The organism is Exiguobacterium sp. A1_3_1 (assembly GCF_048985645.1).
GTDB classification, from domain to species: domain Bacteria; phylum Bacillota; class Bacilli; order Exiguobacteriales; family Exiguobacteriaceae; genus Exiguobacterium_A; species Exiguobacterium_A indicum.
In genome coordinates this window covers 1-22903 of sequence record NZ_WBYY01000036.1, presented here as the reverse complement: position 1 = coordinate 22903, position 22903 = coordinate 1, and the positions used below count along the sequence as shown (strand labels likewise).

Genomic DNA, 22903 nt, shown 5'->3' with positions numbered 1-22903 from the left:
ACGCCGAGCGGTCCTGCGACGCTCAGCGTGACGAACACGGAAGGTTTTAATGCGATCCAAAACATCGTTCTGATACCGGAAGAAAAGCTGACTGCTTTACGAAAACGCGTCGATGATACACTCGCTTTCACGAAGACCTTAATGGTACTCGAGGCAGAGACCGGATTCGATTACACCGGTCACTTGCAGTCGGAACGAAACTATCCTGGACTGAGCTTTGGGAAAGGAATCGCTGCGCAACGGGGACGTTTACAGCGTTCAATCGATATTCGTGAAGCGACCGAGTATCAGCTCCAATTGATGTTGACTCCACCGCCAGGCAACGATGGTCGAATCACTGTCAAAATCCGAGACGGAAAGCAGGTCGTCTTTGAACGCGCTTTGTCTCGTGCTGACATTCTAGCCGGTCAAAAGCACCAACAGCAGATCGGTAATCAGACGGTGACGTACGATCCGCTACACTTAGCGTTTCCGTACCGGATGACAGAGTTGAGCGATGTTTACCAAACGTTATACGATGTGAAGTTATCCGATATCCCACTCGAGAAGGGACGCTATCAGTTAGAACTATCCTATGCGAGCAAGGTGCCGTCACTCGTCGATTGGAAGGATCTGCACAAGTTCGACCAGAACGAGATCGTCACCGATAAAGCCCTCGCCGCTCCGGAAGCGGCAGCGAATTGTGCGACGTGTGTCTCGATCACGGACGATATGTTCGACGCGAGTGAGACCGAAGACGGCTATACGATTGATTATGAGCCGACCTGCTCCTGTGATTGGTATATTTATGCCTCGCAAAAAATGAAGGTGAAACCGAATCACGAATATTTGATCCAGTTCGACGCCGTCAGCAAGAACGTCCGTCAACGACACCTCAAAGTGTATTACCTGGATAAAGATGATCGGGTCATCGGTACGGATTTCATCAATGAAGTCGAAGAAAAGAAAAAGAAGCAGTGGAACCACTATGAACAAATTGTCATTCCACCGAAGAAGACTGTCCGGATGCAGTTGCACATCTGGACGCGCGGAAATGAGAAAAAGGCTGGGCAATTGCGTCTGAAGAATTTAGAAGTGCTACCGTACGATCAACTGATTCTAGTCGATCAACTCGTTCTCTCCGAGCAAAGCGGTACGCTGTTCGCAACAGAACCTGCTCGTGCGCTTGACGTCGATGCCTCACAGATGGGACGGGATATAAACGGTGATGCGCCACTCGGTCGCTTTACGGTCAATGATTCTCCGACACCGTTATTTAAGCTCCAGACAGATCAGGAAGTGATGCGTGGTGACACGGCATTAAACGGCGTCAGTCAGTTATATCGTTCGAACGAAAAGACGGCACATGTGACAGTCGTGTTGCGTCCGATTTATTACGCCGGACTGACCATCCTCGTCTTAGCGCTCCCACTTAGTATCTTGTTGATTTATTTCATGACAAGCAATCGTGGTCTAGCTATCCGACAACGCCTATCGTCCGTGTTCAAGCAACGTCTTCCTCGTCTGAAACGAAACCAGAAATAGTATATCGAAAAAGGACAATGGAGATCCCACGGATCCCCATTGTCCTTTTCATTTGACCGGTACTTCCTCTTTTCGGTGGCGCTGATACAGGCTGACCATCGTCTTCAAGAACGCGACGGAATCCTTAACAAGATTGACGTGCGATCCTTCGCGCTCGATGCAGGTCACGGGTTGTTGGTAGACCCGTAATCGTTCCTTTTTCGCTGCATACATCAGCTCTAAATCGATTGCGAGACCACTCTCGACGTGTAGATAAGGCAACAGACGATGGACGACCCGTCGGTTGATGATCTTTAGACCGGTCTGCGAATCAGTCACCCCTTTTGGTAAGAAGAACCGTGTCAAATTTCGTTTTCCAAAGCTCATGAAACGCCGGACGGCTCCACGGTCTTCGATCGTCAAATCCTTCGTCCCGACGACGATGTCATAATATCCTTCCTGGGCGATCGTTAACAGCCGTGCGATGTCTTCGATCCGAAACGAGTTATCCGCATCGACGAAGACATAATAATCACTCGAGACGTTTTTCATTCCCTCGATGAACAGACCGGCCTTCCGTGTATTTTGTTCGACCTGATGTACTTCGAGATATCCGACCGTGAACAACGTATCGGTCGCTTCCATGACGATCGACCGGTACTCCTGTAAGAGTGCTTTCGATCGATCCGATGAAGCATCATCAAAGAAATTGATCGAAGCGTGAATATAGTCTTCGCTGATGAAGGTCGCAAGCGACTCTAAAAAATCTTTTACATAATTAAAACGTTTCTCTTCGTTAAATATTGGCAATATAAAGGCTATAGTATCCTTTAAAATGGGATATTCAGGATGGATGATATGTTGAATTTCAGCAAACAATTCATTCGGATATGCTGGGCGATAAGAAAACAGACGAAGCATCCCGTCTCCTTGAACCGTATGATACGGGAAATCCCCCTTTAAACGAATCGCTTCTTTAATCAACAGGATTTTAGATCGTGGACGTACAGCTCGAATCTGATTGGCGATCGCAATCTCCTCTTCACGCGTTTTATAGTCGACGACGTACAACAGAATCTCGTGTTCTTCAGCTTCTTGAATTTCAGTGCTGGCGATTTGTTCGAACGAGGCAGGACATCTACCAGGTTGTGTATAAAACAAAACCGGATAATAAGAAATCAATGATTCGTATGGAATATGCCGTGAGTGATCGGTAAAAACAGCAATATGTCCTTGACTCATAAGTTTCATCCTTTCCGTAAAACAGCTCTGACTGATGGGAGGTGGCTCCATGACAAGTTTCATTCAGCGACATGCCGTCCTGTTGATTTTTCCGATTCTCGATGTAGCGTTGAATCTCGTGAACTATGCCTATCATTTACTATTAGCCCGTGAGCTTTCTAGTGCTGTCTACGGATTACTGAATGCTTATCTAGCTTTCTTAGGTCTTCTACTCATCATCGGTGGCGCTTTACAATGGACCGTGACGCGTGACTACAGTCAACAGAAGACAAATGATTACCAAAAGCTCCGTTTTCGTATACTGGTGGTTACAGGGTGCTTCTTACTTATTTTACTTTATGCATTACCTTATTTCCTGCCCTTTACCAAAATAAACCTACTAATTGTTTATTTCATCATCGTGTTTCATATCCTTCTATCTTTTCGTCGTGGTGTCTTACAAGCGACCGAACGCTTCTATGCCCTGAACCTCTCGTATTACATCGAATCCGTCGTCAAAGTCCTAGCCACATGGCTTTTGATTCAACAAACGAACGTCAGTTATGCACTGTTGTTCATCTTGGCTGGCATGATCGCGTCCTATCTATTAAGTCTGATACAAGTCACGTTCCCGGTTAGTAGCGGGCGTATTCATGCGAACGGACTCGTCCATATGATCCATACACAGGTCGTCATGACACTATTTTTCACTCTCGATAGTCTTCTCGTCACCCGTTACTTCCCGCAATTAGCTGGAGATTATTCCGTTGCCTTACGGTTTGGTCAACTCCTGTTGTTCGTTGCGTTATCACTCGCCCAATTGTTGTTGCCACGCTTAAGCCAAAAAAGTCAGGACGAAGCCTTTCTTCTTTGGGAGCGTCGCTTTTATCGCATCTTATTAGGTGGAATGGCTCTTGCTGTTTTGGTGTACTGGACGATTGTTCCTTATCTGATTCCGCTTCTATTTGGGAGCGGCTATGACATGGCAACTCATTACATCAAATATATGGTTTTCGTTTATGTCGGCATCACATTGATTCAATACGAAGCACTCGTCCAGTTTTCCCTACATCGAACTGGTTACTTGAAAGGCTATTGGCTGATTCTGATTCTGTTCGTCCTTGTTTTGACGACATTTCACTCGACCGTCGAGATTTGGTTGCTTGCACAAGCAGGTGTCTTTTTATTTGGCGCCCTGATTTTACGTTTCACCTTACCTCGACACCCCGATCCCGTGAAGGAGGCATAACATGAAACCCCATCTACTTTTTTTATCTTGGCGCGATATCAAACATCCGAAAGCCGGTGGCGCAGAAGTATTCACACACGAGATGCTCCGACGTGTCAGTGATGAGTATGAAATCACTCATTTTTCTCCCGCATTCGAAGGCGGACACGATGTCGAGTATTTGGATGGAATCACTTATATCCGGAGAGGTACTGCGCTTTCCGTTGTTCCGCTCGCCTTTTCTTATTATCAGTCGCATGCTGCGACGATTGATTTAGTCGTCGACCAGATGAACACTCATCACTTTTTCACACCCTTGTATGTTCCATTAGCGAAACGTGCCCTCTTCATTCATCAACTGACACGTGAAATCTGGCAAATCAATGTTCGTCCTCCGTTTTCATACGTCGGCGAATGGACGGAAACACCGCGTCTGCAGCTGTACCGGACCGGTCGCGCGTTGACGGTCAGTCAGTCCACGGCAGACGATCTACTTGCTGTCGGCTTCTCCAAGGACGACGTGACGATTCTACCGGAAGGTCTCTCCTTTATCCCATGGAACGAAGAAGACTGGAAGCCTAAAGAAGCACATCCGACTTTTTTATACGCTGGACGGATGTCGGCCTATAAAGGAATCAATGATGCACTCCAAGCTTTCGTCATCGTTAAACGGGAGTATCCTGACGCTCGTTTCTGGGTTATCGGAAAAAAAGACGAGGCGTATATCACCGAGCATCTTCATCCAATCGTCCCGGAAGAGATGCGTGACGCCATCACCTATTTTGGATTCGTCAGTGAGGAAGAAAAGCTCGAACGGATGAGTCGCGCGACGGCGCTCCTGTTTCCTTCTAAACGAGAAGGTTGGGGTCTGACGGTCAGTGAAGCGGCGGCTGTCGGTACACCAACGATTGTCTATGACGCACCTGGACTGCGTGACGCCGTCCAGTATGGTATGACTGGTTACATGGCCAAAAGTCAGACCCCGGGTGCCCTTGCTGCCGAGATGCGGGCTTGCTTACGTGACCCCGAAGAATACGTAATGATTCAAGCAGCCGGTCATCGTTTCGCTCAGACCTTGCACTGGGATCATACAGGTCAAGCGTTTCGTAACTGGTTGCAACGCGAATTAATACCTGTCGCACTGAAGGAGGATTTTTCATGATTGGAATCGCTATGTCCACATACGAAAATGAAGCAATCATCACGGAAACGATCCGCTCACTTCAGACACAACAGGCTTCTTTCCTTTGTGTCATAGCGGATGATGGTTCGACCGATTCGACTGTCGCGACGATGCGTCGATTGACCGCAAATGATACACGATTTGAAGTGCTTGCGCTGCCGCACGGTGAACGAGGTATCGCTCGCAAGACTGCCATTGATCGCTTAAAGCAACACGATATCGAATACCTCTATATCATTGATTCCGATATGGTACTTGAAGAACAGCTATTAAAAAGCTGCCTCTTATATCTTGAGGCACATTTAGAGGTCGGAGCACTCGTCATTCCCGAACGCGCGTACAGTGATTATGATAATTACTTCAGTCAAGTGAAGGTCTTTGAGCGTAACCTATTCAACGTTCCGACGGATCAACTCGACACGCATACGATGGAAGCCGCTCGCTTCTGGCGACTCGAGGCGTATGTCGCTTCTGGCGAGATTGATCCGACGCAAATCAGTTTCGAAGAGACGCAGCCGACGATCCGTTATCTGGAACAAGGCGGGATCATTCGCCGTGCGACGTTCACCTACGTACACCACAACGAAAAGCAGGTCGAATTAAATGACCTGCTTCGAAAGAAACGCTATTACTTTGATGTCATGCCCGCGACGCTCGACGCGGAACAGGGCGGCTTCATGAAAGCCTTACGACGTTGGTATTTCTTCCGTCCTGTTCTCTATCATCAGGCTAACTTAAGAAAATACAGCCGTCATCCGCTGTTGACCGTTGGCGTCATCTACATGTACTTGCGTCTTAGCTTCATTGGTGTAGAGTCTCTCTTCTTCAAACGGGTTTCGTAAGACTGCCGGTCAGCGATTGATAGAGGATGTACGTTCCGAACTGTGTCGGGAATTCGAAGCGATGAATACCGTTTTGGTCTTCTAGAATCTGTTCATGATGATCAATCGTCAGGGCACGTTGACTGATGATTGATCCATCTTCGTAAAAGAGACAATACGGACGGTTTGAATTGATTAACACATCGGTAAAATGTTGTCCCAGATTCCGTTTACGTTGCTTCGTTTCCACGACCTCATCTCCGATGCGCGTCATGATACTAAGAACTCGATCGTCAATTTTCAATGGTTTCGTCATCATCCGACTGACGTTTCCTGCGTTCACAGCTGCCAGCAACGTATGGACTTGCATATAGTCCGTCAAGACGATTTGTTTCGTTAACGGCGCCCGTTGTTTAGCAGCACGTAACAGCTCGACACCATCCATTTCTGGAAGTCGAAGTTCCGTCAACAAGACATCAACGTCGGAATTGCTGAGTTGTTCCAAAGCCTCTTCTCCTGATCCTGCTTCCTGTACGTCTTGTCCCGCTGCCAGTAGTTTACGACGTAAAATCCGTCTTGTCGGTTCATGTGAGTCAACTAATAGATAAAGTGCCATATGCTATCGCCTCCGTTTTAAAAAGAAAGGATGGTCGTCAATGTATATTCTTTTACTATCAGGTGGATCCGGAAAACGGCTTTGGCCGCTCTCGAACGATTTAAACTCGAAACAGTTCTTAAAGATTCTAGAAGATCGCGATGGTAATAAACAATCGATGATGGAGCGGGTCTTCCAACAACTTCAGGAAGTCGGTCTGGACGACCGGACAGTCATTACGACGACGAGTTCACAAGTCGATGCAATCGAAAATCAGCTAGGCTTCCGTACTTCCGTCATTCAAGAACCCTCACGTCGCGATACGTTCCCTGCCATCATGCTTGCGACAAGTTATCTCGCAGAACGGATCAATTTAGAAGAGACGGTCATCATCATGCCGGTCGATCCTTACGTTGAACTATCGTTCTTTGAACGCTTCGAGCAACTGGACCAAGCCGTTCAAGAACATCCGGATGCGCTTCATTTAATGGGGGTCGAACCGTTGCATCCGACATCAAAATATGGCTATATCATTCCGCAGACTTCCGAAAATATGTCCATCGTCGATCGCTTCCAAGAGAAACCGACTGTTGAAGTCGCGAGTGACTTAATCGAACAAGGTGCACTATGGAACTGTGGTGTCTTTGCCTGTCGCCTTGACTTCTTAATGCAGTGTCTAGAAGAACAAGATGTGCCGACGACATTCGAGGCGCTCCGTTCGAACTACGAGGCACTAGAAAAAACATCATTTGATTATGCGGTCGTTGAAAAGACCGATTCTTTATTCGTTCATCGGTATGAAGGCTACTGGAAAGATCTCGGAACATGGAATACATTAACGGAAGAGATGCCGCATCCGCTTCACGGAAACGCCCGGATGCTCCACTCGAAAAATACACATATCGTCAATGAATTACAGGTTCCGGTCCTTGGCATCGGACTCGATAACTTAATCGTGTCGGTGAGTCCAGATGGTGTCCTCGTTGCGTCCAAAGACGAGACACCTGCTTTAAAAGAATATTTGACGGATGACACTTTGCCACCACAATTTGAGTGGAAACGCTGGGGCTATGCGACGATTTTACATCAACAGCAACTAGAGGACGGGCGTTATGCCGTGACCCGACGGCTGCATATCAAGGCACATCAGCAAATCAGTCATCATTATCATGCGCATACCGATTCGACATGGAGCATCTTACAAGGTCGCGCTGAGGCACTGATCGATGGTCAGTCACAGCAACTCGGACCAACTTCTGTTGTGCATATCCCACAAGGTATTCCGCATACGCTGACCACACTAGAGGATCTGATCATGATTGAAATTAAATATTCCATCGATTGGACGGAGCAAGATAACTATCCACTTCCGACCTCGATTCGTTCCAAACCATGATGTTAGAAAGGGCACCTCCTATCGGTGCCCTTTCGTCTGCTCTAATCTAAAAACACTTCACTCGTCACAAATGTGACGGATCCCGCTATTTCGTAATCTCCCGCTCGACGCGGTACAAAGAATTGTTTCCCTTTCTGTAAAGGAATCACGCGCTTCCCCTGTCGCGCTTCTCCTTTACCTTCAATGACAGTCAATAATCGAAAGACTGGATGATCCTGTAATGTGTATCGACCGGTTACTTCATGACGGATCACCGTAAAGGAGGGTACTTGAAGCAACTTCGTCATGATGCCCCCTTCCTTGATGATCGTCTCTGGTTGATTCGTCCACGGCTCATCTGGAATCGTCGTGACAGCGATTGCCTTCTCAACGTGCAATTCTCTCGGTTTCCCGTCATCTCCTAATCTGTCGTAATCATATAGTCGATACGTTCGATCGCTCATCTGTTGAATCTCAAGAAGAACGATGCCTGGTCCTAGAGCGTGAATCGTACCACTCGGAATGTAATAGAATTCGCCAGGTTTAACTTTTTGATGCCGAAGTGACGTCTCCCAGTCCTTTTCTTGCGCGCACCGGAACAGGGCATCTCGTGATTGTAGATTATGACCAAGAATGATTTCTGCCTCTGGTGCAGCCTCTAAGATATACCAGCACTCATTCTTGCCGTATGGTTCTCCTTCTAGCCGTCGTGCCTCCTCATCGTTCGGATGGACTTGAACGGATAAGTAGGCGGACGAGTCCAGAAATTTTACATGAAGCGGAAAGGCATCCAGCAGATAATCACCGAATAATTCTGTCCGTTTCGTTTGCCATAATTCATCTAGCGTCTTCCCCTGATCAGGTCCATCTAAGAAGTACGTCCGCCCACTCGCGTGAGCAGATGCTGTCCAACATTCTCCAATTTGTCCTTCTGGTAACTCAAACTGAAACAACGCCTCTAAACGTCGACCGCCCCAAATTCGTTCTTTGAAAATTGGTTGAATGGCATACATATCGACGCGGACTCCCGATAGACTAGGAGCGACGCTTCACCTCCATCTATACGTTTGGTTACCTCTTTATACCCATTTTTATGTCTATATTATCCAAATAAAACAGATTGAATCATAAAAAAACCAACTCTTAGTGCTTCACTAGGAGTTGGTTTTCGTATAGTTTGCTAGCTCTTTTATTGTTCAAGATAATCGATGATCGTCTGCGGATCCACGCGTTTCGTATAATCTGATGATACTTCAGCGAAACGAATCACACCACCGGTATCAATGATGAACGTCGCCGGTTTCGGTAACTGCCAATCCTCATTTCCGTTGTGCTTCGCTACATCAAGTCCCGATGCTTTGTAAATCTCAATCAGATAATCTGGCAGGTCGAACACCAAATCAAATTGACGGGATACATATAGATCAATGTCACTTAAGACAGGGAAACTTAACGCATTCTTGTTTATCGTCTGTTCAGCAAAATCAGGTGTCTCTGGACTGATTGCAACGACAGTCGCTCCCAGCGCACGAATACGATCGATTTCCCGTTCATACGCGCGAAGCTCGAGATTGCAGTACGGACACCAGCCACCCCGGTAGAATGTTAAGATGACAGGACCTTGCTCGAGTAATGTCTCGATCGCCACAGACTTGCCAGATACATCGGGTAACGTAAAGTGTGGAATCGTATCACCGACACCTAGACCTTTAGCGATACCAGAAGCAGCCAGCTCAGCTGTCGCTTCCGCCATCAACCGTTGTTTCTCAGCAGGTGCCTTTTGTCGGAATTCCGATTGATACTGTTTGATTTCTTCGAGTAATCGTGTCATGTGTTCTCCCCCTTTATTGCTGTATAGAATAACAGGGAGATTACTCGTTTGTCTCTTCTGACGACTCTTCTGCCTTCTTCCGGAATCGTTTCACGAACCCCATCAGTTGTTCCGGTGTCAGCTCAAGCTTATTCTCATAGACATATTTTGTTCCATATCCGAGTGCAAGGGTGGCGGTCGAAGCAACGCCCGCGGCAATGACGGCACCATACCCCGGAACGAGCTTCGCCATTTGCCGAAAGGCGGTTTTTCCGGAGTTTCCGACGATCGTCACGACAAGCAACTCCTTCGCACTCTCCTTGGATAACTGTCGTTCGTACAGATTCGATAACTTGAGCATCAAGCCGATTTGAATTGAAGTCAATGGAATGATATCAGCTCCCGGGAACGGGACGGCACCAATTGCACCTGCGGCTGTTCCGGCACCCACAATCCAGTTGTTGGCGATCTTCCCACGAACGGTCGGATCCATCTGGCGAACGAACACATTATCCTTGTCGAACTTTTTTAAGATATCGAGGACCTCCCGGCGGAGCCGATCGATGTTCGTTCCTTCTCGTGCTGATACGGGAATGATTTTGGGTCCTGGTAGTTTTTCTGCAATATGCTGGACGATCGTGTCGACATCATCCGTCGCATCCATCTTCGTGACGACGATCAAGACATTTTGGTTATGTTGATAGATTTTTCGAAAGTTCTTCGTCTCCGTCTCAGATAAAACAGTACCTGCCGCATTTAAAAAGTAAAGGATGACATCGGCACTTTGATAGTACGTCCACGTCGCTTCCGAGTTCTGTGTATTGGCATCATTCAATCCTGGTGTATCGACGAAGATGACTTTATCTTCCGGATGCTGCCTTACTTGATCAATCCGGACCGTTTCACCCGGGCGTGCCCCGACCGTTGCGACTTCACGACCAAGAATCGCGTTCAAGGTCGAAGATTTTCCCGCATTGACATCTCCGATCAGGGCAACCGTCACGTCCTGCTCCAGCGATTGATTGAAATCCCGTCGCTCCGATTCAAACGACTGATCAAAGATTTCCTCCAGTTTGCGTTTCCGCTTTTGCTGATTGGTCTCAAGTCCTTCACCAAAAAAATCATCCATTGTGATCCCTCCCCCTTCTTCTGCTGTTTGTCTTTTCCCGTTATCTCTTGCTTTCAACACAAAGAAGGCAAGGGAACATTGTGTCCCCTTGCCGAATTTTAGAGATATGTGCTGCGTCGCTCGAGCAATACCGTATCGCGCCATCTGCCTCCGAGCCGACCGATTCGCTCCCGGCGACCAACTTCCCGAAAATCAAATCGTTCATGAAGGCGTAGACTCGCTTGATTTTCCGGAAAAATTTGCGATTGCAACGTCCAGATTCCGGCTGCTTCACTTGCTTGAATGACGTCTTCCATCAAGCGTGTGCCGACACCTTTACCGCGTGCTTCTTCCGCGATATAAAGGCTGATTTCAGCGACACCGGCGTATGCCGGAATCGAAGAGAATGGACTTAACGCGACCCAGCCGAGCAGTTGCTCGTCTTCCATCGCAACGAGGCGGCTGTGTGCGTGGTGATGCTTCGTCCATTCTTCGTACGGTAATGCTTCCGTGCGAAACGTCGCGTTCTCCGTCTTTATTCCTTGTTCGTAGATCCGAACGACTTCTGGATAATCCGATTCTTTCATTAGTCGAATGTGCATGGTGTCTCCTCTATTCGTTCATCATCTCATCAAGTTCTATACTTCTAATCGCACTGCCATTTCCCGACCGAATCGATCCCCGTGGTCGATGAAGCCGAGACTCGCATATAAACGGTGTGCCGCCTGATTATCCGGTCGATAGCCGACGACGATTCGTTTGGCTGCGGGTAGCATTAGCATCTCGTCAATTACGGCTTGCATCGCCAATCGTCCGATTCCGTTCCCTTGCTGCGCTTGATCAATCATGATGCGGTAAATCCAGTAGCCGTTGAGTTCTTCTAGCTCCGTGTTGTACATCACAAAACCAACGACGGCTTCACCTGCAATGATCGCCCGAAGGACAAGGCTCGGTTCGAACTTCGCTTGCGCGATCGAGTAGACATTCGCTTCCATGAAGTCTTGCTGTTCTACTGTCAGTGCTAGCTCACAACACGCTTCCCAGTTTTCTGCTGTTACCGGTACAAGTTGAATCATGTTCATTTCCCCTTTTAGTTAGACGGGAGTTGCCTCCAGCGTCTGTTGATCACATCGTTGCACAGTGATCGCCCCCTTTCCTTCTCTTTCCTATCGGTTGGTTTGATTCATTGTTGAAGGACTGCTGCGTTTTCAAGCAACGTAGGTAGTTCGGCTAACGACGTAATCGTAAACGTCGGCTTGATATCCGCCGCTGATTTTCTTTCTGGATTAAACCAACATGTTGCGATACCAGCTTGATTGCCACCTGCGATATCAGCTGACAAGGAATCCCCGACGATGATCGTTCGCGCTGGGTCGAATTGCGGAATTCGCGCAAACACGTGGTCGAAGAATCCTGCCATTGGCTTTTGAAAACCCGTCTCCTCTGAAACGAAAATCCCTTCAAAGAAATCCGTTAATCCAGCGCCCTCGAGCCGTGCGCGTTGCGTCTTCGAAATACCGTTCGTGACGACGTACATCGTGACGTTTCCGGCTAGCTGCTCAAGCAACTCAGTCGCACCCGGAATCAATTCCGTTCCTTGTGCGAGATATCCACGATACGTTTCGTCAACTTCTCGTCCGTCGACCGTCCGTCCTTCTTCCGCGAAGAACGTCACGAACCGTGAGTGAATGACTTCCTCACGTGTCACCTCGCCTTGTTCGAGTGCTTTCCAAAGTGCTTGATTGAGTGTTTTATAGCGCGCTTCTCGCTCCGGCGTCCACTGCAAGTCTTGTTGCTCGAGCAGGCGGCGAAAGGCAATCCGTTCCGTCGCTTCAAAATCAAGTAATGTATGGTCAATATCGAATAATACCGTCGTGTAAAACATATTCAAGCTCCTTTTCGTACGTGTTGTACAGTCGTTGTTTTCCCGCCCAGTTGAAATAACAGCACGCCGCCACCAATCAATAGGACACCGAGCGCTTTCGTCCACGTAAACGGAACGGTCTGTAAACCGAACCAACCGAGCGTATCCCACAGCAGTGCAAACAGGATTTGTGATACCATGACGATCGAAATCGCACGGCTCGGTCCGAGTTGTTGAACGCCTTGCGTCACACAGAGGACGACACCGACACCAATGATTCCGCTGAACCAAAACCAGGTTTGTGCCTCTTTTAGGGCAAACAGTTGTGATCCTTCGACGATCAAACCAATCGTCAATGAAGCGAGAAACCCGAGTCCAAGGACTAGTGTCGTCGTCGCCCAAGCACCGACGTGTTCTTTGACTTTTGCGTTAAACGTATTTTGAATACAGACGAGCATGCCCCCACAAAGGGCAAGGATGATTCCCGTAACCATGTCGCACCTCCTTCATTCGTAAATGCTTTCTCCGACTCGTTCCATCAATCCGTCTCGATCAATGATCTCAATCGTATGCTGTGTTCGGCGAATCAACCCATCGTCGACGAACTGGCGTAAGACACGATTGACGTGACGATAACTCGTCCCGATCAAATCTGCCGCATCGACGAGTTCCTTACTCGCAAAAGCATCTGTATTAGGTGTCATCGACAACAAATAACTGGCGAGCCGAACTTCGACCGGGTACAACAGATTGAAGCTGAGCGTATGTGATTTCAATTCAAACTTTTTCGTGATCGTCTCGAGTAAAAATAATAGAAAGGCAGAATGATGGACACGTGCTTCTTCCAAATCCGGATAGGCAATGCGTAAGACAGTCACTGGTGTCACTGCCTCGACCGTGTTCATCAAATCAATCTTTCGAACGAACTCAATATCGCCGACGAGATCAAACGGATGCTTGAAGGACAACACGAGACGTTTCCCCGTTGCCGACATATGCGTGATCTTTAATTTCCCTTCGACGAGCAGGTAGAGTTCATGCGCAACATCGCCTTGTCGGCATAAAGCCTCACCCGGTGCGAACGTTTGGATGTGCATCGCCTTGCGTAGCGATGCGTCAAAGACATGCGTTAACTGATAACGTTCCAAATAGCTCACAATGTCCGTCACTTCTTCTCCTCCTTAGCTCTTTAAGATGAAGATGCCTGCGACCATCATCAAGATGCCGATGATCTGCGGACCCCGCAGTCGACGTTTCATGACGCCGAACCAGCCTCTTCCGTCAATCCAGAGTGCCAGCGCTAATTGCGCCAATAAAAAGAGCGAAATCGTCAAAGTCACGCCCATCCGGTGGACAGCCGTCATGTTGCTGAATAATATGATCGCCGCAAAGGCACCTCCTGCCAGATAGAGCGGTTTGACACGTCGCATCGCTGAAAAACTGCGATCCCGTAAGACGATCGCTAAGAGGATCGCAACGATGAACCCGGTCATCTGGGTGATCGTCGCCGCTTGCCACGTCCCGATTGTTTGACTAATCCGAGCATTAGCGACACTTTGAAGCGTTAAGAAAAAGCCACCAGCAATCGCAAATAAGACACCACGCATGTGCATACTCCTCTCTTGTTCCATGATACTTTCATTTAACGAGAGTCCTTCTGATTTGAACAGGACATTTGTCCTGAGATATTTAGAAGTTCAGACTTTATGTTGACTAAAAAGGATTTCATACAAAGCCAAGTGTATCAAAAAAGCGATTCTTCTCAGCAAGAGAACAATCGCTTTTGGTGTAAATGATTTATGCTTCTTCTTCCAATCGTTTAATTGCTTCATCTAGTTGTTCCTGATCCTCTTCCGACAACTTCGGATATTGCGGATCAATTTCTTTCAGGACCTCATTCATGACTTCAGTAACGATATAGCGCGAATACCATTCGTCATCCGCCGGCAAGATATACCACGGTGCATACGATGTCGACGTCGCCGAGACGAGTTCAGCAAAAATCTCATGGTATTCGTCCCAGTGCTTGCGTTCTTCAATATCACTGAACGAGAATTCGAAGTTTTTCTTTGGATCCTTCAGACGAGTCAACAATCGTTGACGTTGCTCCTCTTTTGAGACGTGGAACAAAAACTTGACGACCCGGAAGCCGTTCTCGACGAGATAGCGTTCAAAGTCATTGATTTGGCGATAGCGCATTTGCCACACATCTCCGTCATCCGGCTTTTCTTCCTCCTCGAGCAAATCATGGATTCGTGGCGCAATGACTTCCTCATAATAGGAGCGGTTCAAGATGCCGACTTCGCCTTTTTCCGGTAGTCCTTCGTGGATCCGCCATAGATAGTCATGTTTTTGCTCCGTATCCGACGGTTTTTTGACGGAAATCGTCCGGAGTCCTTGTGCGTTTAGGTTAGAAAAGATGTAGCTGATCGCCTCATCCTTCCCCGCTGCATCAATCGCTTGCAGGATGACGAGGACGCCGTTCTTCTCTTCGGCATGCAAACGCCAGTGTAACTCTTGTAACGTCTCGACACTTTTCGGAATTCGCTTCTCTCGCAATTCCGCTTCCGAAATCTCATGTTTTTCTGATGTCGGGTAATTCGAAAACGAGACTTGCTCGCCTTCCTTGACACGATAGGATGACAGTTTCATGGTAGGGCTCCTCCTTTAATTGCTTCTAAAGGGGGTTTACCCTACTCGTTCATCCCAAAAACGTTCAGATGAACTTATCTTTTCAAAAGCAGACGGACTCCCTCTTCTAGCGTCGTCACAGGACGACCGAGTAATGCTTTAAAATCAGTACTTTCTACTGCCAGAGTTCCGGCTGCGATATCTGCCTGGATACCCGTCAGCATTGGAATCAAGAAGTCAGGTAAGCCAGCTGCTTGCATCCGCTCGCCATAGGTCGCGCCATCTACTTCATCTACAGCGACCGATCGGTTAAGCACTGTTCCGACTGCAGTCGCGAGTTCTGCTTGTGTATGCAATGGTCCAGAGAGTTCATAGATTGCTTTTGGATGTTCAAGCGTCAGCCCCGTCGCAATCGCCAACGCATACTCATCTTGTAACGCCCATCCGACTTTGCCTTCACCTGCTGCCGTTAACCAGTCTGCGCCTTGTGAAACGGCATCAATCGTTCCGAGTTCATTTTCGAGATACCAGTTGTTGCGGAAAAAGACATACGGGATACCTGTCGCTTGAATCGCTTCTTCTGTGACCCGATGTGTTCGCGCAAGTCCGTTCGTGCTATGTGCCGCATTAGCGATGCTCGTATAGCCGATCAGCTTGACGCCTGCCGCTTGTGCTGCCGTGACAGCGGCTTGGTGTTGCCGGATCCGTGTTGCTTCTTCACCGTCCGTCGAGATGATTAGCAGACGATCGATGCCTTGAAACGCGTGTCCGAGTGTTTCCGGCTGATCGAAATCACCATGCCGGACGTCGATTCCTTGCGCTGCAAGCGACGCTGCTTTTTCAACGTCACGGACACTAACCGCTACATGTTCGTCGCCGACTTGATCACTGAGATGTTGCACGATCCGCGCACCTAATTTTCCGGTTGCTCCTGTAATTAACCATTTCATGATGAAACCACTCCTTTGAAGTTTGATGTTGTTCTTCATGATACGCCAGGTGATACACTAAAAAAAGTAGGCACTTATCTGAAACTAGGTCCCTCAAAACGAACCAATGGGAGAGGATGAACGTGGCTGTATTCGATTCAACGACTAATCAACGGACAGCTTGTCCAGTCACTCGGGTCCAACAGATGGTCGCTGGCAAATGGAAGATCATCTTGCTCTGGCACCTGACACACGGGACGCATCGTTTTCATGAACTGCAACAATTAACAGGCATCTCTAAAGGAACATTAACGCGTCAGCTTCGCGAGCTCGAGGCGGACGGTTTGGTTCAACGACACGTCTTTGGCGAAGTTCCTCCTCGCGTTGAATATTCCCTGACGGATGCCGGACATAGTTTTTTACCGATTCTTGACCAAATGGCAGCTTGGAGTGAGCAACACTTCCAGGGGGAATGATCGTGAGTAACAAAAAAACATGCGCTTCTTCTCGATTCAGAAAAGAAGTGCATGTTGTCGTTCATTCCGTCGCTGTCACCGTCTGACGTAAGTGGGTATCAATCGCCTCTGCGACGCGTAATCCGGAGATGACAGCACTCTCGACGCGCGTCCGCCCTGACGCATCATCGGCTTCAAGGAACGCATCCCCGGCAAGCCAAAGCGGATGTGCCGCTAGTTTCAAATGCGGTGTCCGGTAAACCGCACGTGCCTGAGCGTAACGCCAACGTTTGAGCTGACGCGAAACAATCGTCACCGGTCCGAGTTGCTGTTGTAACAGCCGCTCGACTTCAGCGAGTGTCTCTTCTTCCGGACGCTCGTACCAGTCTTCACTGAAGCGGGCTGTCATATAGACGCTCAAGAGTGTCGTCTTCGAAATCTGCTTTTCGGCATTATTGACGAGTTTTAACATCCCATCGACAAGTTGTTCGTCTTGTAGGCCGACTTCTCCGATCGTCAGTCGCTCTTTGATTTCAAACAGACCCACGAATGTCGGCTCGAACGTCACTTGGCGTAACTGCTCATGATCGTCATCTCCAAGCGCCAGATCAGAAGACTGCAACAGTTCATATGCTTGCGGCACAGGCGCCGTCACGAGTAACGCATCATACGTACCTTGATGATCCGTCGCTTGTGTGACGAGTTCATCCTCTGTTGCCGTAATATGCGTGACCTGCTCATTCAACTGAACGGGAATCCCTCGACCAATCGCTTGTACGAGTTGATTCATACCGTTCGTTGCGACATAGCGTGGAAAATCCGTTCCGAACCACTTACGAACCCATCCCTTCTCAAGCCATTCGTCGACTTCGCGTCCTAACTCTTCCGTCCGAACCGTGAAGAAGACGGCACCATGATCCGCTGTTCCTTCATCAATCCGACGAGTTGCCATTCGCCCCCCGACGCTCTGGCTTTTTTCGATGATTTCAACAGCATGTCCTGCTGCCTGCAATTGACGTGCCGCAAAGATTCCGGCGAGTCCACCACCGATGATTCCGATTCGTTTCCCTGTCATCTCGCTTCCCCCTCATATTCCTCATTTCCCTAAGTATAGAGGTTTCTTCCAAGACATGGGTGAATCAATACCCGTCCGATATGCTCGTCGTCTGTAATTCCTGATCGATGAGCATGATGTTCTCCTCAAAGAACGCCCGGTGCTCTTCTAGTCCACGTTTGATGCACCACCCAACGGCCGTGAGTGCTTCCCACAAACGATAGTATGCTAGATACGTCTCGATCGGCACGTCTGGGTGTAACATCGCGTATCCTTCTTGAAATGCCGTGACGTAAATGGAACCGAACGTATTGAGATTACGGACGATCTTCTTGAAGTCCATCTCGACGGCCCCGTAGCGGGTCGTCTCGAAATCGATCACCCCTGTGACTTGATCACCTACCGTCAGTAAATTTGCTAGGCGGAAGTCACAATGTGTGGCAACGGGACGTGAAGGCTCCGGTAACGACTGTTCTCGTCTGACTAACTCTGTTTGGATGTTCTCTAAAAAAACCGGATCGAGTTCGGTCGTGATGAACGGCATGAATCCATCGAGTTTTTCATTCCGGAAGCGTCGCCAGTCCTGAACCGGATAGGCATAAAATCCATCTTCCGTATACTCGCCGTAAGCTTCTCCTGTACACGTATGCAGCATTGCGAGCGTTCGACCAATTTCGTACGCCAATTTTTTAGTCATCGTGATCGGTGCCTGTCCCGGTAAGGCAGCAAGTACGAACGCCCCTGTCGTCTGCCCGGGAGCTGCTTCAGCTAAGATGTGCGGCACGGGTACAAATCGTTCTAGTGCATGAATCCAACCATGTTCCCGGTACCACTTTTCAGCCGTATAAGGGCGCTTTAAGAAAACGACCTGACCATCCGTTAGGACGAGACGATCGACTTCAGAACTATACGATTCGTCGACAGTCGCGCATGCTGCGACGTCAAGTTGAAAATGTTCAATCCATTCGTCTCGCGTCATTCCGTCGTTCCCACTATTTTCTGTAGCGTTTCACCTGGTAGACCGTCAATCGGTCCAACATAGGTCGATTCAAAACCTAATCCGATCAAAATACGGCGCGACGCTTCATGCGCTGGATCAATCGTCGCTGTGACGACCTGTAGCTCTTCTTCTGTCGCCAACTGTAAGAGACGCTCTGCAATTGCTGTGCCGTATCCACGTCCCCACTGATCGGGTAACAGCATGTAACCGAGCTCTGCTTCAAACGGTTGCGTTTGACTTCGGGTCATGTGCCCGATTCCAATCCATGTCTCTTCGGTATAAATCAGATACGATCCGAGTCGGTCGTGCTGCTGTTGTTCAAGAATTCGGTCAAAGCGTTGTTTCGTTTCCGTATCTGTTAATGCCTGTTCCGTGATGTAACGCATGACACGTTCATCTTGGACGAGCGTCGCGTAGCGATCGTAATCGGATGCTGTTATTTTTCGTAATTCAATCATCTTATTCTCCTCTTCATGTCCGGTAGTCATTGTGGGTTGGGGTGAAGACATCTTCCGTCGACGGACGAACAATCGCAAAGTGTTCGACGTTATAATGACCGTGCAAGACTTGATTATGGTGAGCGATCATTTGCTCCGGCGTCAGGACATCGGAGCCGTTCGTCGTATGCCCGTCGGCGACGAGTGTGACATCAAAGCCATGCACCGTCGCACTGCGCACCGCGGTATCGATGCAGTGTTCCGTCTTACAGCCTAAGACGATCAGATGTTCAATCGATGCTTGGCGTAGATAATCAAGCAAGGGGGTGCCATGAAACGAATTCGTCGCCGCTTTATCGAACGTGACACTGGACGTTGGAACGGGAATCGAGTCATGGACTGCAAACCCAGGTCCTGTTCCGCCAGCGACGTCCAAATCCCGAATGAAAACGACCGGAACGTTTCGTTCGTCTGCTTCAAGTACGACCGCTTCGATGACATGCGCGACTTGCTCTTTTAAGTATACCGGACGTTCTTCCGTGTTCCCGTCGACGAGTTCCTGTTGAAAATCAATCACTAGGACTGCTTGTTTCATCGTCATGTTCCTCCTTGTAAAATCGACTGCTTGTTTCCTTCCCGTTCTTCTGAATGATTTCCTGCTCCTGACAGACACGAAACTTTTTAGCTGTTGGATTCGTTAAGGAGAAGGAAAGGATGTGTCTGGATGATTTGGTTTGGCGTCATCTTCTTATGTGTGCTTCTCGTCAATCTGACACTGGAGAAGCTGATCATGAACCGGACTATGACAGGTCGTTGGTTCGTCCGCAACTTACTCATTTGTCTCGGGATCACTCTCTTATTATTCGGGATCGAACGTTATGTCCTATCCGGTCTATAAAAAAGCAGATAGCGATTTTTCGCTATCTGCTTTTTTAGTTAATAGACTTCGTAATTTTGACCCGTCTGTGCCCCTTCGACACTTTTCTCAAACGCCGTCGCGACACGTGACGCCGGAACGGCTTCAAAACCACGGAAGAAGGGTCCGTATTTTTCAAGCGACTCGATCAGTACGTTCGGACTGACACTGTTGATCCGAATACCTCGTGGCATCTCGATCGCTGCTGCGTGAACGAACGCTTTGACCCCACCGTTCGCAAGCGCAGCGGATGCGCCTTGACGAATCGGATCATCCATCATGATGCCGGTCGTCAGCGTAAAACTTCCCCCGTCTCGTACCGATTCCAAACCAAGTAAGACGAGATTGACCTGACCTTTTAGTTTACTGTCGATTCCGATTTGATTGAGCTCCGGTGTTAAGTCCGTCAATGGACCAAAATGAGCGCCACCTGTCGCACTGATAACGGCATCAACAGAACCGACTGTTTCATACATCGCCCGAATACTTGCTTCTGATGTGATGTCGACTTGCACATCCGCTCCGCTTCGTCCGGCACGAATGATGTCATGTCGCTCACTCAGCCGTTCGACGACTGCCTGCCCAATCGTTCCACTTGCCCCTACTACTAAAATTCGCATGATCCCTTCCCCTTTCACATCTAGCTTACCTATCTAGCCTACTGCACAGCAGCTGATGGTTTCAAGGAATGTACCGGATGGGTCTTTAAGAAGACGAGGATTTCTTCGAACAAACGTTGTTTGTCCCGATCGAGTGTCAGTAGATGTTTACTGTTCGGAAGAAGGACCTTTTTCTGATCTCGGCTCGGCACTGTCGTTTCGATTCGCTCGAGACTTGCATGATAGACCGCATCATCTAAGGCGCCAAGGAATAGAGCGATGGGATGTGTGATCTTCGGCAAGACGACTCCTGTGTCGAGGATAAACTGTTGCAGTGCCCGTAAGTCTTTTTCCGGGCGTGGAAAATGACGGTCGACAAAATCTAAGATCCACTCTGGCGAACGATCGTCAAATTGAAAATACCGTTCTGTATACCGACGGACGCGGTGCTCGAGTCCCGCAATCGTCCGCTCAAGAATCGGCGTCGAGAGTAAGATGAGTCCAGCGCATCCTGACTGTTCTGCCAGTCGAAGTGCTATCACTCCACCGAGTGATTGTCCGATCAAAAAGATGTCGTTGTGTCCTCGATCTTGTAAAAACGCGAGTCCGACTTGCGCGGACTGCCAGACGTCTTCGATCGTCGTCGCAAACAAACGCTCCGGCGATTCCCCGTGCCCGGCGTAATTGGGCGCGTAACAGGTATAGCCGGCTGCATGTAAAAAACGAGCGAGTCCCCGCATCTCATTCGCACTTCCAGTAAAACTAGGTAACAACAAAACAGCAGGTCCGGGTCCTTCTAAGTACAGATTCTTTGATTTTGTAATCAAGTGCGCCCCTCCTTTTCATCTCTTCACACTTCCTCTACCGAAGCATCCTCCCGTAACGATTCTATAATCCGAAAGCCTGGGTAGTCCGCTTCGGATCGTCGTTCGCCACTTGACCGATAATAAGCATTCCAGTAACTGATCATCCGGTCTTCGATTCGCTTCATGTATGCCGGATCATCCTCGACGAATCGCCGCTTCACTTCCGGATCCCATTGCTCGATTGCGGGTACGATGATATCGACGATGTCACGGACGTATTCACTAGCAAGTTCGATGATATAGGCAAGAACCCATCCGTCGTGTGGATGGTTTTTAAGTAACTGCTGAAGATACTGCTCACGAACATGACCATCATGGTGACGGGTGTAAAGGCAATATAAAATCGTCTGTTGCGTCGACGTCAGCTTCTTAATCCGCTCCGAGTCGATTTCTGACACATATACACGCATCGGGATCTGTATATCTTCGTGCTCTATCTTCACTTTAATTGTCCCTGGTGATAAGCGTGTCCATCCAAACTGTAGAAACGCTTTAACGACCCGAACATCCTGTTCGTATCGTTTAGGAAATGCGGTGATCCAGCGATTCATCTCGTTCTCCTCCTAATATAAAAACTCCAAACGACAGACGCTTACACGCCTGTCATTTGGAGTCGATTTGTTTCCTTATTCAACCGTTACCGACTTCGCCAAGTTACGTGGCTTATCGACGTCACAGTCGCGACCGAGGGCCGCGTAGTATGAGATTAATTGAAGTGGTAAGACCGACAAGAGTGGTGACAAGAGTGGCTCGACTGCTGGGATGACGAATGCATCTGTTGGCAATTCAAGACCTTCTGCTGCGATGACACACGCATTTGCCCCACGTGCGACGACTTCCTTGATATTCCCACGGTTGTTGAGATGAACGTGTGGTTGTGTCACGAGCGCGATGACCGGTGTGTTGTCTTCAATCAAAGCGATCGGACCGTGCTTGAGCTCTCCACCCGCGTATCCTTCTGCTTGGATATACGAGATCTCTTTAAGTTTCAATGCGCCTTCCATCCCGACGTATGCATCTTGTCCACGACCGATGAAGAACGCGTTGCGTGACTCAGACAAGTATTCTGTCGCGATTTCTTGGAAGCGATCCTTTTGAGACATGACCGACTCCATCGCACTTGAGATTTTACCGAGTTCCTTCATAAGATCGAAGTTGACGGCAACCCCTTTTGCTTGAGCAAGGTCAAACGCAAGGACAGCAAGAACAGCGATTTGAGCTGTATACGCTTTTGTTGAAGCAACAGCGATTTCTGGACCTGCATGGAGTAACAACTGTCTCTTATACACATCTCCGAGCCCACGAGAC

At 48.6% G+C, this 22903-nt stretch carries 28 protein-coding genes; 7 read left to right on the top strand and 21 right to left on the bottom strand.

The annotated features are described in order from the left end of the window. Positions 1 to 1524 (top strand): hypothetical protein (locus F8N00_RS05920; protein ID WP_421017920.1); only part of this gene is annotated, 1524 nt, incomplete at its 5' end. A 48-nt stretch (positions 1525 to 1572) separates the two neighbouring features. Here F8N00_RS05920 and F8N00_RS05915 read toward each other — a convergent pair. Next, a complete protein-coding gene (locus tag F8N00_RS05915) occupies positions 1573 to 2745 on the bottom strand; it encodes a glycosyltransferase (protein WP_023466704.1) in 1173 nt (390 codons plus the stop codon). A 49-nt stretch (positions 2746 to 2794) separates the two neighbouring features. Between F8N00_RS05915 and F8N00_RS05910 the strand changes: the two genes are divergently transcribed. Genes F8N00_RS05910 through F8N00_RS05900 form a run of 3 tightly spaced genes read left to right on the top strand, consistent with a single transcriptional unit; the run spans position 2795 to position 5977 of the window. Further along, positions 2795 to 3973, top strand: coding sequence for a hypothetical protein (locus F8N00_RS05910; protein ID WP_075643151.1), 1179 nt, complete (start codon positions 2795 to 2797; stop codon positions 3971 to 3973). Position 3974: 1 nt separating this feature from the next. Continuing rightward, entirely contained in the window at positions 3975 to 5114 is a 1140-nt protein-coding gene (locus F8N00_RS05905) for a glycosyltransferase family 4 protein (RefSeq protein WP_075643152.1), read from the top strand. Next, a complete protein-coding gene (locus F8N00_RS05900; protein WP_075643153.1) occupies positions 5111 to 5977 on the top strand; it encodes a glycosyltransferase family 2 protein in 867 nt (288 codons plus the stop codon). The genes F8N00_RS05905 and F8N00_RS05900 overlap by 4 nt, the downstream gene beginning before the upstream one ends. On the opposite strand, the gene F8N00_RS05895 is transcribed toward F8N00_RS05900, so the two are convergent. Next, the gene (locus F8N00_RS05895) at positions 5961 to 6572 is read right to left on the bottom strand and encodes a response regulator (protein WP_075643154.1); all 612 of its coding nucleotides are present in this window, start codon (positions 6570 to 6572) and stop codon (positions 5961 to 5963) included. The genes F8N00_RS05900 and F8N00_RS05895 overlap by 17 nt on opposite strands. A 40-nt stretch (positions 6573 to 6612) precedes the next feature. On the opposite strand from F8N00_RS05895, the gene F8N00_RS05890 reads away from it, so the two are divergent. Further along, on the top strand, positions 6613 to 7947 hold the full coding sequence (locus F8N00_RS05890) for a sugar phosphate nucleotidyltransferase (protein ID WP_075643155.1): 1335 nt from the start codon (positions 6613 to 6615) through the stop codon (positions 7945 to 7947). A gap of 41 nt (positions 7948 to 7988) precedes the next feature. On the opposite strand, the gene manA is transcribed toward F8N00_RS05890, so the two are convergent. The 11 genes from manA to F8N00_RS05835 all read right to left on the bottom strand — a co-directional run bounded on the left by manA (position 7989) and on the right by F8N00_RS05835 (position 16289). Continuing rightward, positions 7989 to 8939, bottom strand: a complete 951-nt coding sequence (gene manA, locus F8N00_RS05885) for a mannose-6-phosphate isomerase, class I (protein ID WP_075643156.1) — start codon at positions 8937 to 8939, stop codon at positions 7989 to 7991. A 176-nt stretch (positions 8940 to 9115) separates the two neighbouring features. After that, positions 9116 to 9757, bottom strand: a complete 642-nt coding sequence (locus F8N00_RS05880; RefSeq protein ID WP_421017919.1) for a peroxiredoxin-like family protein — start codon at positions 9755 to 9757, stop codon at positions 9116 to 9118. 40 nt (positions 9758 to 9797) lie between these two features. Continuing rightward, positions 9798 to 10865 carry a YcjF family protein gene (locus F8N00_RS05875; protein ID WP_035399298.1) on the bottom strand — a complete coding sequence of 356 codons (1068 nt, stop codon included), beginning with the start codon at positions 10863 to 10865 and terminating at the stop codon, positions 9798 to 9800. Positions 10866 to 10963: 98 nt separating this feature from the next. Beyond that, a complete protein-coding gene (locus F8N00_RS05870; protein ID WP_075643158.1) occupies positions 10964 to 11446 on the bottom strand; it encodes a GNAT family N-acetyltransferase in 483 nt (160 codons plus the stop codon). Positions 11447 to 11482: 36 nt separating this feature from the next. Continuing rightward, the gene (locus tag F8N00_RS05865) at positions 11483 to 11920 is read right to left on the bottom strand and encodes a GNAT family N-acetyltransferase (RefSeq protein ID WP_083639961.1); all 438 of its coding nucleotides are present in this window, start codon (positions 11918 to 11920) and stop codon (positions 11483 to 11485) included. A gap of 107 nt (positions 11921 to 12027) precedes the next feature. Further along, positions 12028 to 12729: a YjjG family noncanonical pyrimidine nucleotidase gene (locus F8N00_RS05860; protein WP_075643160.1), complete on the bottom strand. Its 702-nt coding sequence runs from the start codon at positions 12727 to 12729 to the stop codon at positions 12028 to 12030. A 2-nt stretch (positions 12730 to 12731) separates the two neighbouring features. Beyond that, positions 12732 to 13202, bottom strand: coding sequence for a DMT family transporter (locus F8N00_RS05855; RefSeq protein ID WP_023466690.1), 471 nt, complete (start codon positions 13200 to 13202; stop codon positions 12732 to 12734). 12 nt (positions 13203 to 13214) lie between these two features. Next, positions 13215 to 13877: a Crp/Fnr family transcriptional regulator gene (locus F8N00_RS05850; RefSeq protein ID WP_075643161.1), complete on the bottom strand. Its 663-nt coding sequence runs from the start codon at positions 13875 to 13877 to the stop codon at positions 13215 to 13217. Positions 13878 to 13889: 12 nt separating this feature from the next. Next, positions 13890 to 14315 carry a DMT family transporter gene (locus tag F8N00_RS05845; protein ID WP_023466686.1) on the bottom strand — a complete coding sequence of 142 codons (426 nt, stop codon included), beginning with the start codon at positions 14313 to 14315 and terminating at the stop codon, positions 13890 to 13892. A 190-nt stretch (positions 14316 to 14505) separates the two neighbouring features. Further along, positions 14506 to 15360 (bottom strand): PPK2 family polyphosphate kinase, encoded by an 855-nt coding sequence (locus F8N00_RS05840; protein ID WP_075643162.1) that lies wholly within the window; start codon positions 15358 to 15360, stop codon positions 14506 to 14508. Between the two features lie 74 nt (positions 15361 to 15434). Further along, positions 15435 to 16289, bottom strand: coding sequence for an SDR family oxidoreductase (locus F8N00_RS05835; protein ID WP_075643163.1), 855 nt, complete (start codon positions 16287 to 16289; stop codon positions 15435 to 15437). Between the two features lie 122 nt (positions 16290 to 16411). Between F8N00_RS05835 and F8N00_RS05830 the strand changes: the two genes are divergently transcribed. Beyond that, complete coding sequence (locus F8N00_RS05830) at positions 16412 to 16744, top strand: winged helix-turn-helix transcriptional regulator (protein WP_244150248.1); 333 nt, start codon at positions 16412 to 16414, stop codon at positions 16742 to 16744. 61 nt (positions 16745 to 16805) lie between these two features. Here F8N00_RS05830 and F8N00_RS05825 read toward each other — a convergent pair whose 3' ends face one another. From F8N00_RS05825 to F8N00_RS05810, 4 genes are all read right to left on the bottom strand, one after another. Next, complete coding sequence (locus F8N00_RS05825; protein ID WP_058265404.1) at positions 16806 to 17798, bottom strand: NAD(P)/FAD-dependent oxidoreductase; 993 nt, start codon at positions 17796 to 17798, stop codon at positions 16806 to 16808. Positions 17799 to 17862: 64 nt separating this feature from the next. Next, positions 17863 to 18756, bottom strand: coding sequence for a phosphotransferase family protein (locus F8N00_RS05820; RefSeq protein ID WP_075643165.1), 894 nt, complete (start codon positions 18754 to 18756; stop codon positions 17863 to 17865). Then, positions 18753 to 19235: a GNAT family N-acetyltransferase gene (locus tag F8N00_RS05815; protein WP_075643166.1), complete on the bottom strand. Its 483-nt coding sequence runs from the start codon at positions 19233 to 19235 to the stop codon at positions 18753 to 18755. Before F8N00_RS05815 ends, F8N00_RS05820 begins: the two co-directional genes overlap by 4 nt. 13 nt (positions 19236 to 19248) lie before the next feature. Beyond that, entirely contained in the window at positions 19249 to 19809 is a 561-nt protein-coding gene (locus tag F8N00_RS05810) for an isochorismatase family protein (protein WP_075643167.1), read from the bottom strand. A gap of 129 nt (positions 19810 to 19938) precedes the next feature. Here F8N00_RS05810 and F8N00_RS05805 point away from each other — a divergent pair, with 129 nt between their 5' ends. Beyond that, positions 19939 to 20112 (top strand): hypothetical protein, encoded by a 174-nt coding sequence (locus F8N00_RS05805; protein WP_023466676.1) that lies wholly within the window; start codon positions 19939 to 19941, stop codon positions 20110 to 20112. Between the two features lie 38 nt (positions 20113 to 20150). On the opposite strand, the gene F8N00_RS05800 is transcribed toward F8N00_RS05805, so the two are convergent. From F8N00_RS05800 to F8N00_RS05785, 4 genes are all read right to left on the bottom strand, one after another. Continuing rightward, positions 20151 to 20750, bottom strand: a complete 600-nt coding sequence (locus F8N00_RS05800) for a short chain dehydrogenase (RefSeq protein ID WP_075643168.1) — start codon at positions 20748 to 20750, stop codon at positions 20151 to 20153. 38 nt (positions 20751 to 20788) lie between these two features. Further along, complete coding sequence (locus tag F8N00_RS05795; protein WP_075643169.1) at positions 20789 to 21556, bottom strand: alpha/beta hydrolase; 768 nt, start codon at positions 21554 to 21556, stop codon at positions 20789 to 20791. A gap of 23 nt (positions 21557 to 21579) precedes the next feature. Then, on the bottom strand, positions 21580 to 22146 hold the full coding sequence (locus tag F8N00_RS05790) for a hypothetical protein (RefSeq protein WP_075643170.1): 567 nt from the start codon (positions 22144 to 22146) through the stop codon (positions 21580 to 21582). 75 nt (positions 22147 to 22221) lie between these two features. Next, the coding region (locus tag F8N00_RS05785; RefSeq protein WP_421017918.1) for an SIS domain-containing protein at positions 22222 to 22903 on the bottom strand (682 nt) is incomplete at its 5' end.

Excerpts from the sequence above, each read along its gene's own strand:
- F8N00_RS05880 (WP_421017919.1), bottom strand. The coding sequence starts at position 9,757 with ATGACACGATTACTCGAAGAAATCAAACAGTATCAATCGGAATTCCGA.
- F8N00_RS05915 (WP_023466704.1), bottom strand. The coding sequence starts at position 2,745 with ATGAGTCAAGGACATATTGCTGTTTTTACCGATCACTCACGGCATATT.
- F8N00_RS05890 (WP_075643155.1), top strand. The coding sequence starts at position 6,613 with ATGTATATTCTTTTACTATCAGGTGGATCCGGAAAACGGCTTTGGCCG.
- F8N00_RS05835 (WP_075643163.1), bottom strand. The coding sequence starts at position 16,289 with ATGAAATGGTTAATTACAGGAGCAACCGGAAAATTAGGTGCGCGGATC.
- F8N00_RS05825 (WP_058265404.1), bottom strand. The coding sequence starts at position 17,798 with ATGACAGGGAAACGAATCGGAATCATCGGTGGTGGACTCGCCGGAATC.
- F8N00_RS05820 (WP_075643165.1), bottom strand. The coding sequence starts at position 18,756 with ATGACGCGAGACGAATGGATTGAACATTTTCAACTTGACGTCGCAGCA.
- F8N00_RS05875 (WP_035399298.1), bottom strand. The coding sequence starts at position 10,865 with ATGGATGATTTTTTTGGTGAAGGACTTGAGACCAATCAGCAAAAGCGG.
- F8N00_RS05905 (WP_075643152.1), top strand. The coding sequence starts at position 3,975 with ATGAAACCCCATCTACTTTTTTTATCTTGGCGCGATATCAAACATCCG.
- F8N00_RS05855 (WP_023466690.1), bottom strand. The coding sequence starts at position 13,202 with ATGGTTACGGGAATCATCCTTGCCCTTTGTGGGGGCATGCTCGTCTGT.
- F8N00_RS05860 (WP_075643160.1), bottom strand. The coding sequence starts at position 12,729 with ATGTTTTACACGACGGTATTATTCGATATTGACCATACATTACTTGAT.
- F8N00_RS05870 (WP_075643158.1), bottom strand. The coding sequence starts at position 11,446 with ATGCACATTCGACTAATGAAAGAATCGGATTATCCAGAAGTCGTTCGG.
- F8N00_RS05840 (WP_075643162.1), bottom strand. The coding sequence starts at position 15,360 with ATGAAACTGTCATCCTATCGTGTCAAGGAAGGCGAGCAAGTCTCGTTT.
- manA (WP_075643156.1), bottom strand. The coding sequence starts at position 8,939 with ATGTATGCCATTCAACCAATTTTCAAAGAACGAATTTGGGGCGGTCGA.
- F8N00_RS05900 (WP_075643153.1), top strand. The coding sequence starts at position 5,111 with ATGATTGGAATCGCTATGTCCACATACGAAAATGAAGCAATCATCACG.
- F8N00_RS05805 (WP_023466676.1), top strand. The coding sequence starts at position 19,939 with ATGATTTGGTTTGGCGTCATCTTCTTATGTGTGCTTCTCGTCAATCTG.
- F8N00_RS05845 (WP_023466686.1), bottom strand. The coding sequence starts at position 14,315 with ATGCGTGGTGTCTTATTTGCGATTGCTGGTGGCTTTTTCTTAACGCTT.
- F8N00_RS05910 (WP_075643151.1), top strand. The coding sequence starts at position 2,795 with ATGACAAGTTTCATTCAGCGACATGCCGTCCTGTTGATTTTTCCGATT.
- F8N00_RS05865 (WP_083639961.1), bottom strand. The coding sequence starts at position 11,920 with ATGATTCAACTTGTACCGGTAACAGCAGAAAACTGGGAAGCGTGTTGT.
- F8N00_RS05895 (WP_075643154.1), bottom strand. The coding sequence starts at position 6,572 with ATGGCACTTTATCTATTAGTTGACTCACATGAACCGACAAGACGGATT.
- F8N00_RS05800 (WP_075643168.1), bottom strand. The coding sequence starts at position 20,750 with ATGCGAATTTTAGTAGTAGGGGCAAGTGGAACGATTGGGCAGGCAGTC.
- F8N00_RS05790 (WP_075643170.1), bottom strand. The coding sequence starts at position 22,146 with ATGAATCGCTGGATCACCGCATTTCCTAAACGATACGAACAGGATGTT.
- F8N00_RS05815 (WP_075643166.1), bottom strand. The coding sequence starts at position 19,235 with ATGATTGAATTACGAAAAATAACAGCATCCGATTACGATCGCTACGCG.
- F8N00_RS05810 (WP_075643167.1), bottom strand. The coding sequence starts at position 19,809 with ATGAAACAAGCAGTCCTAGTGATTGATTTTCAACAGGAACTCGTCGAC.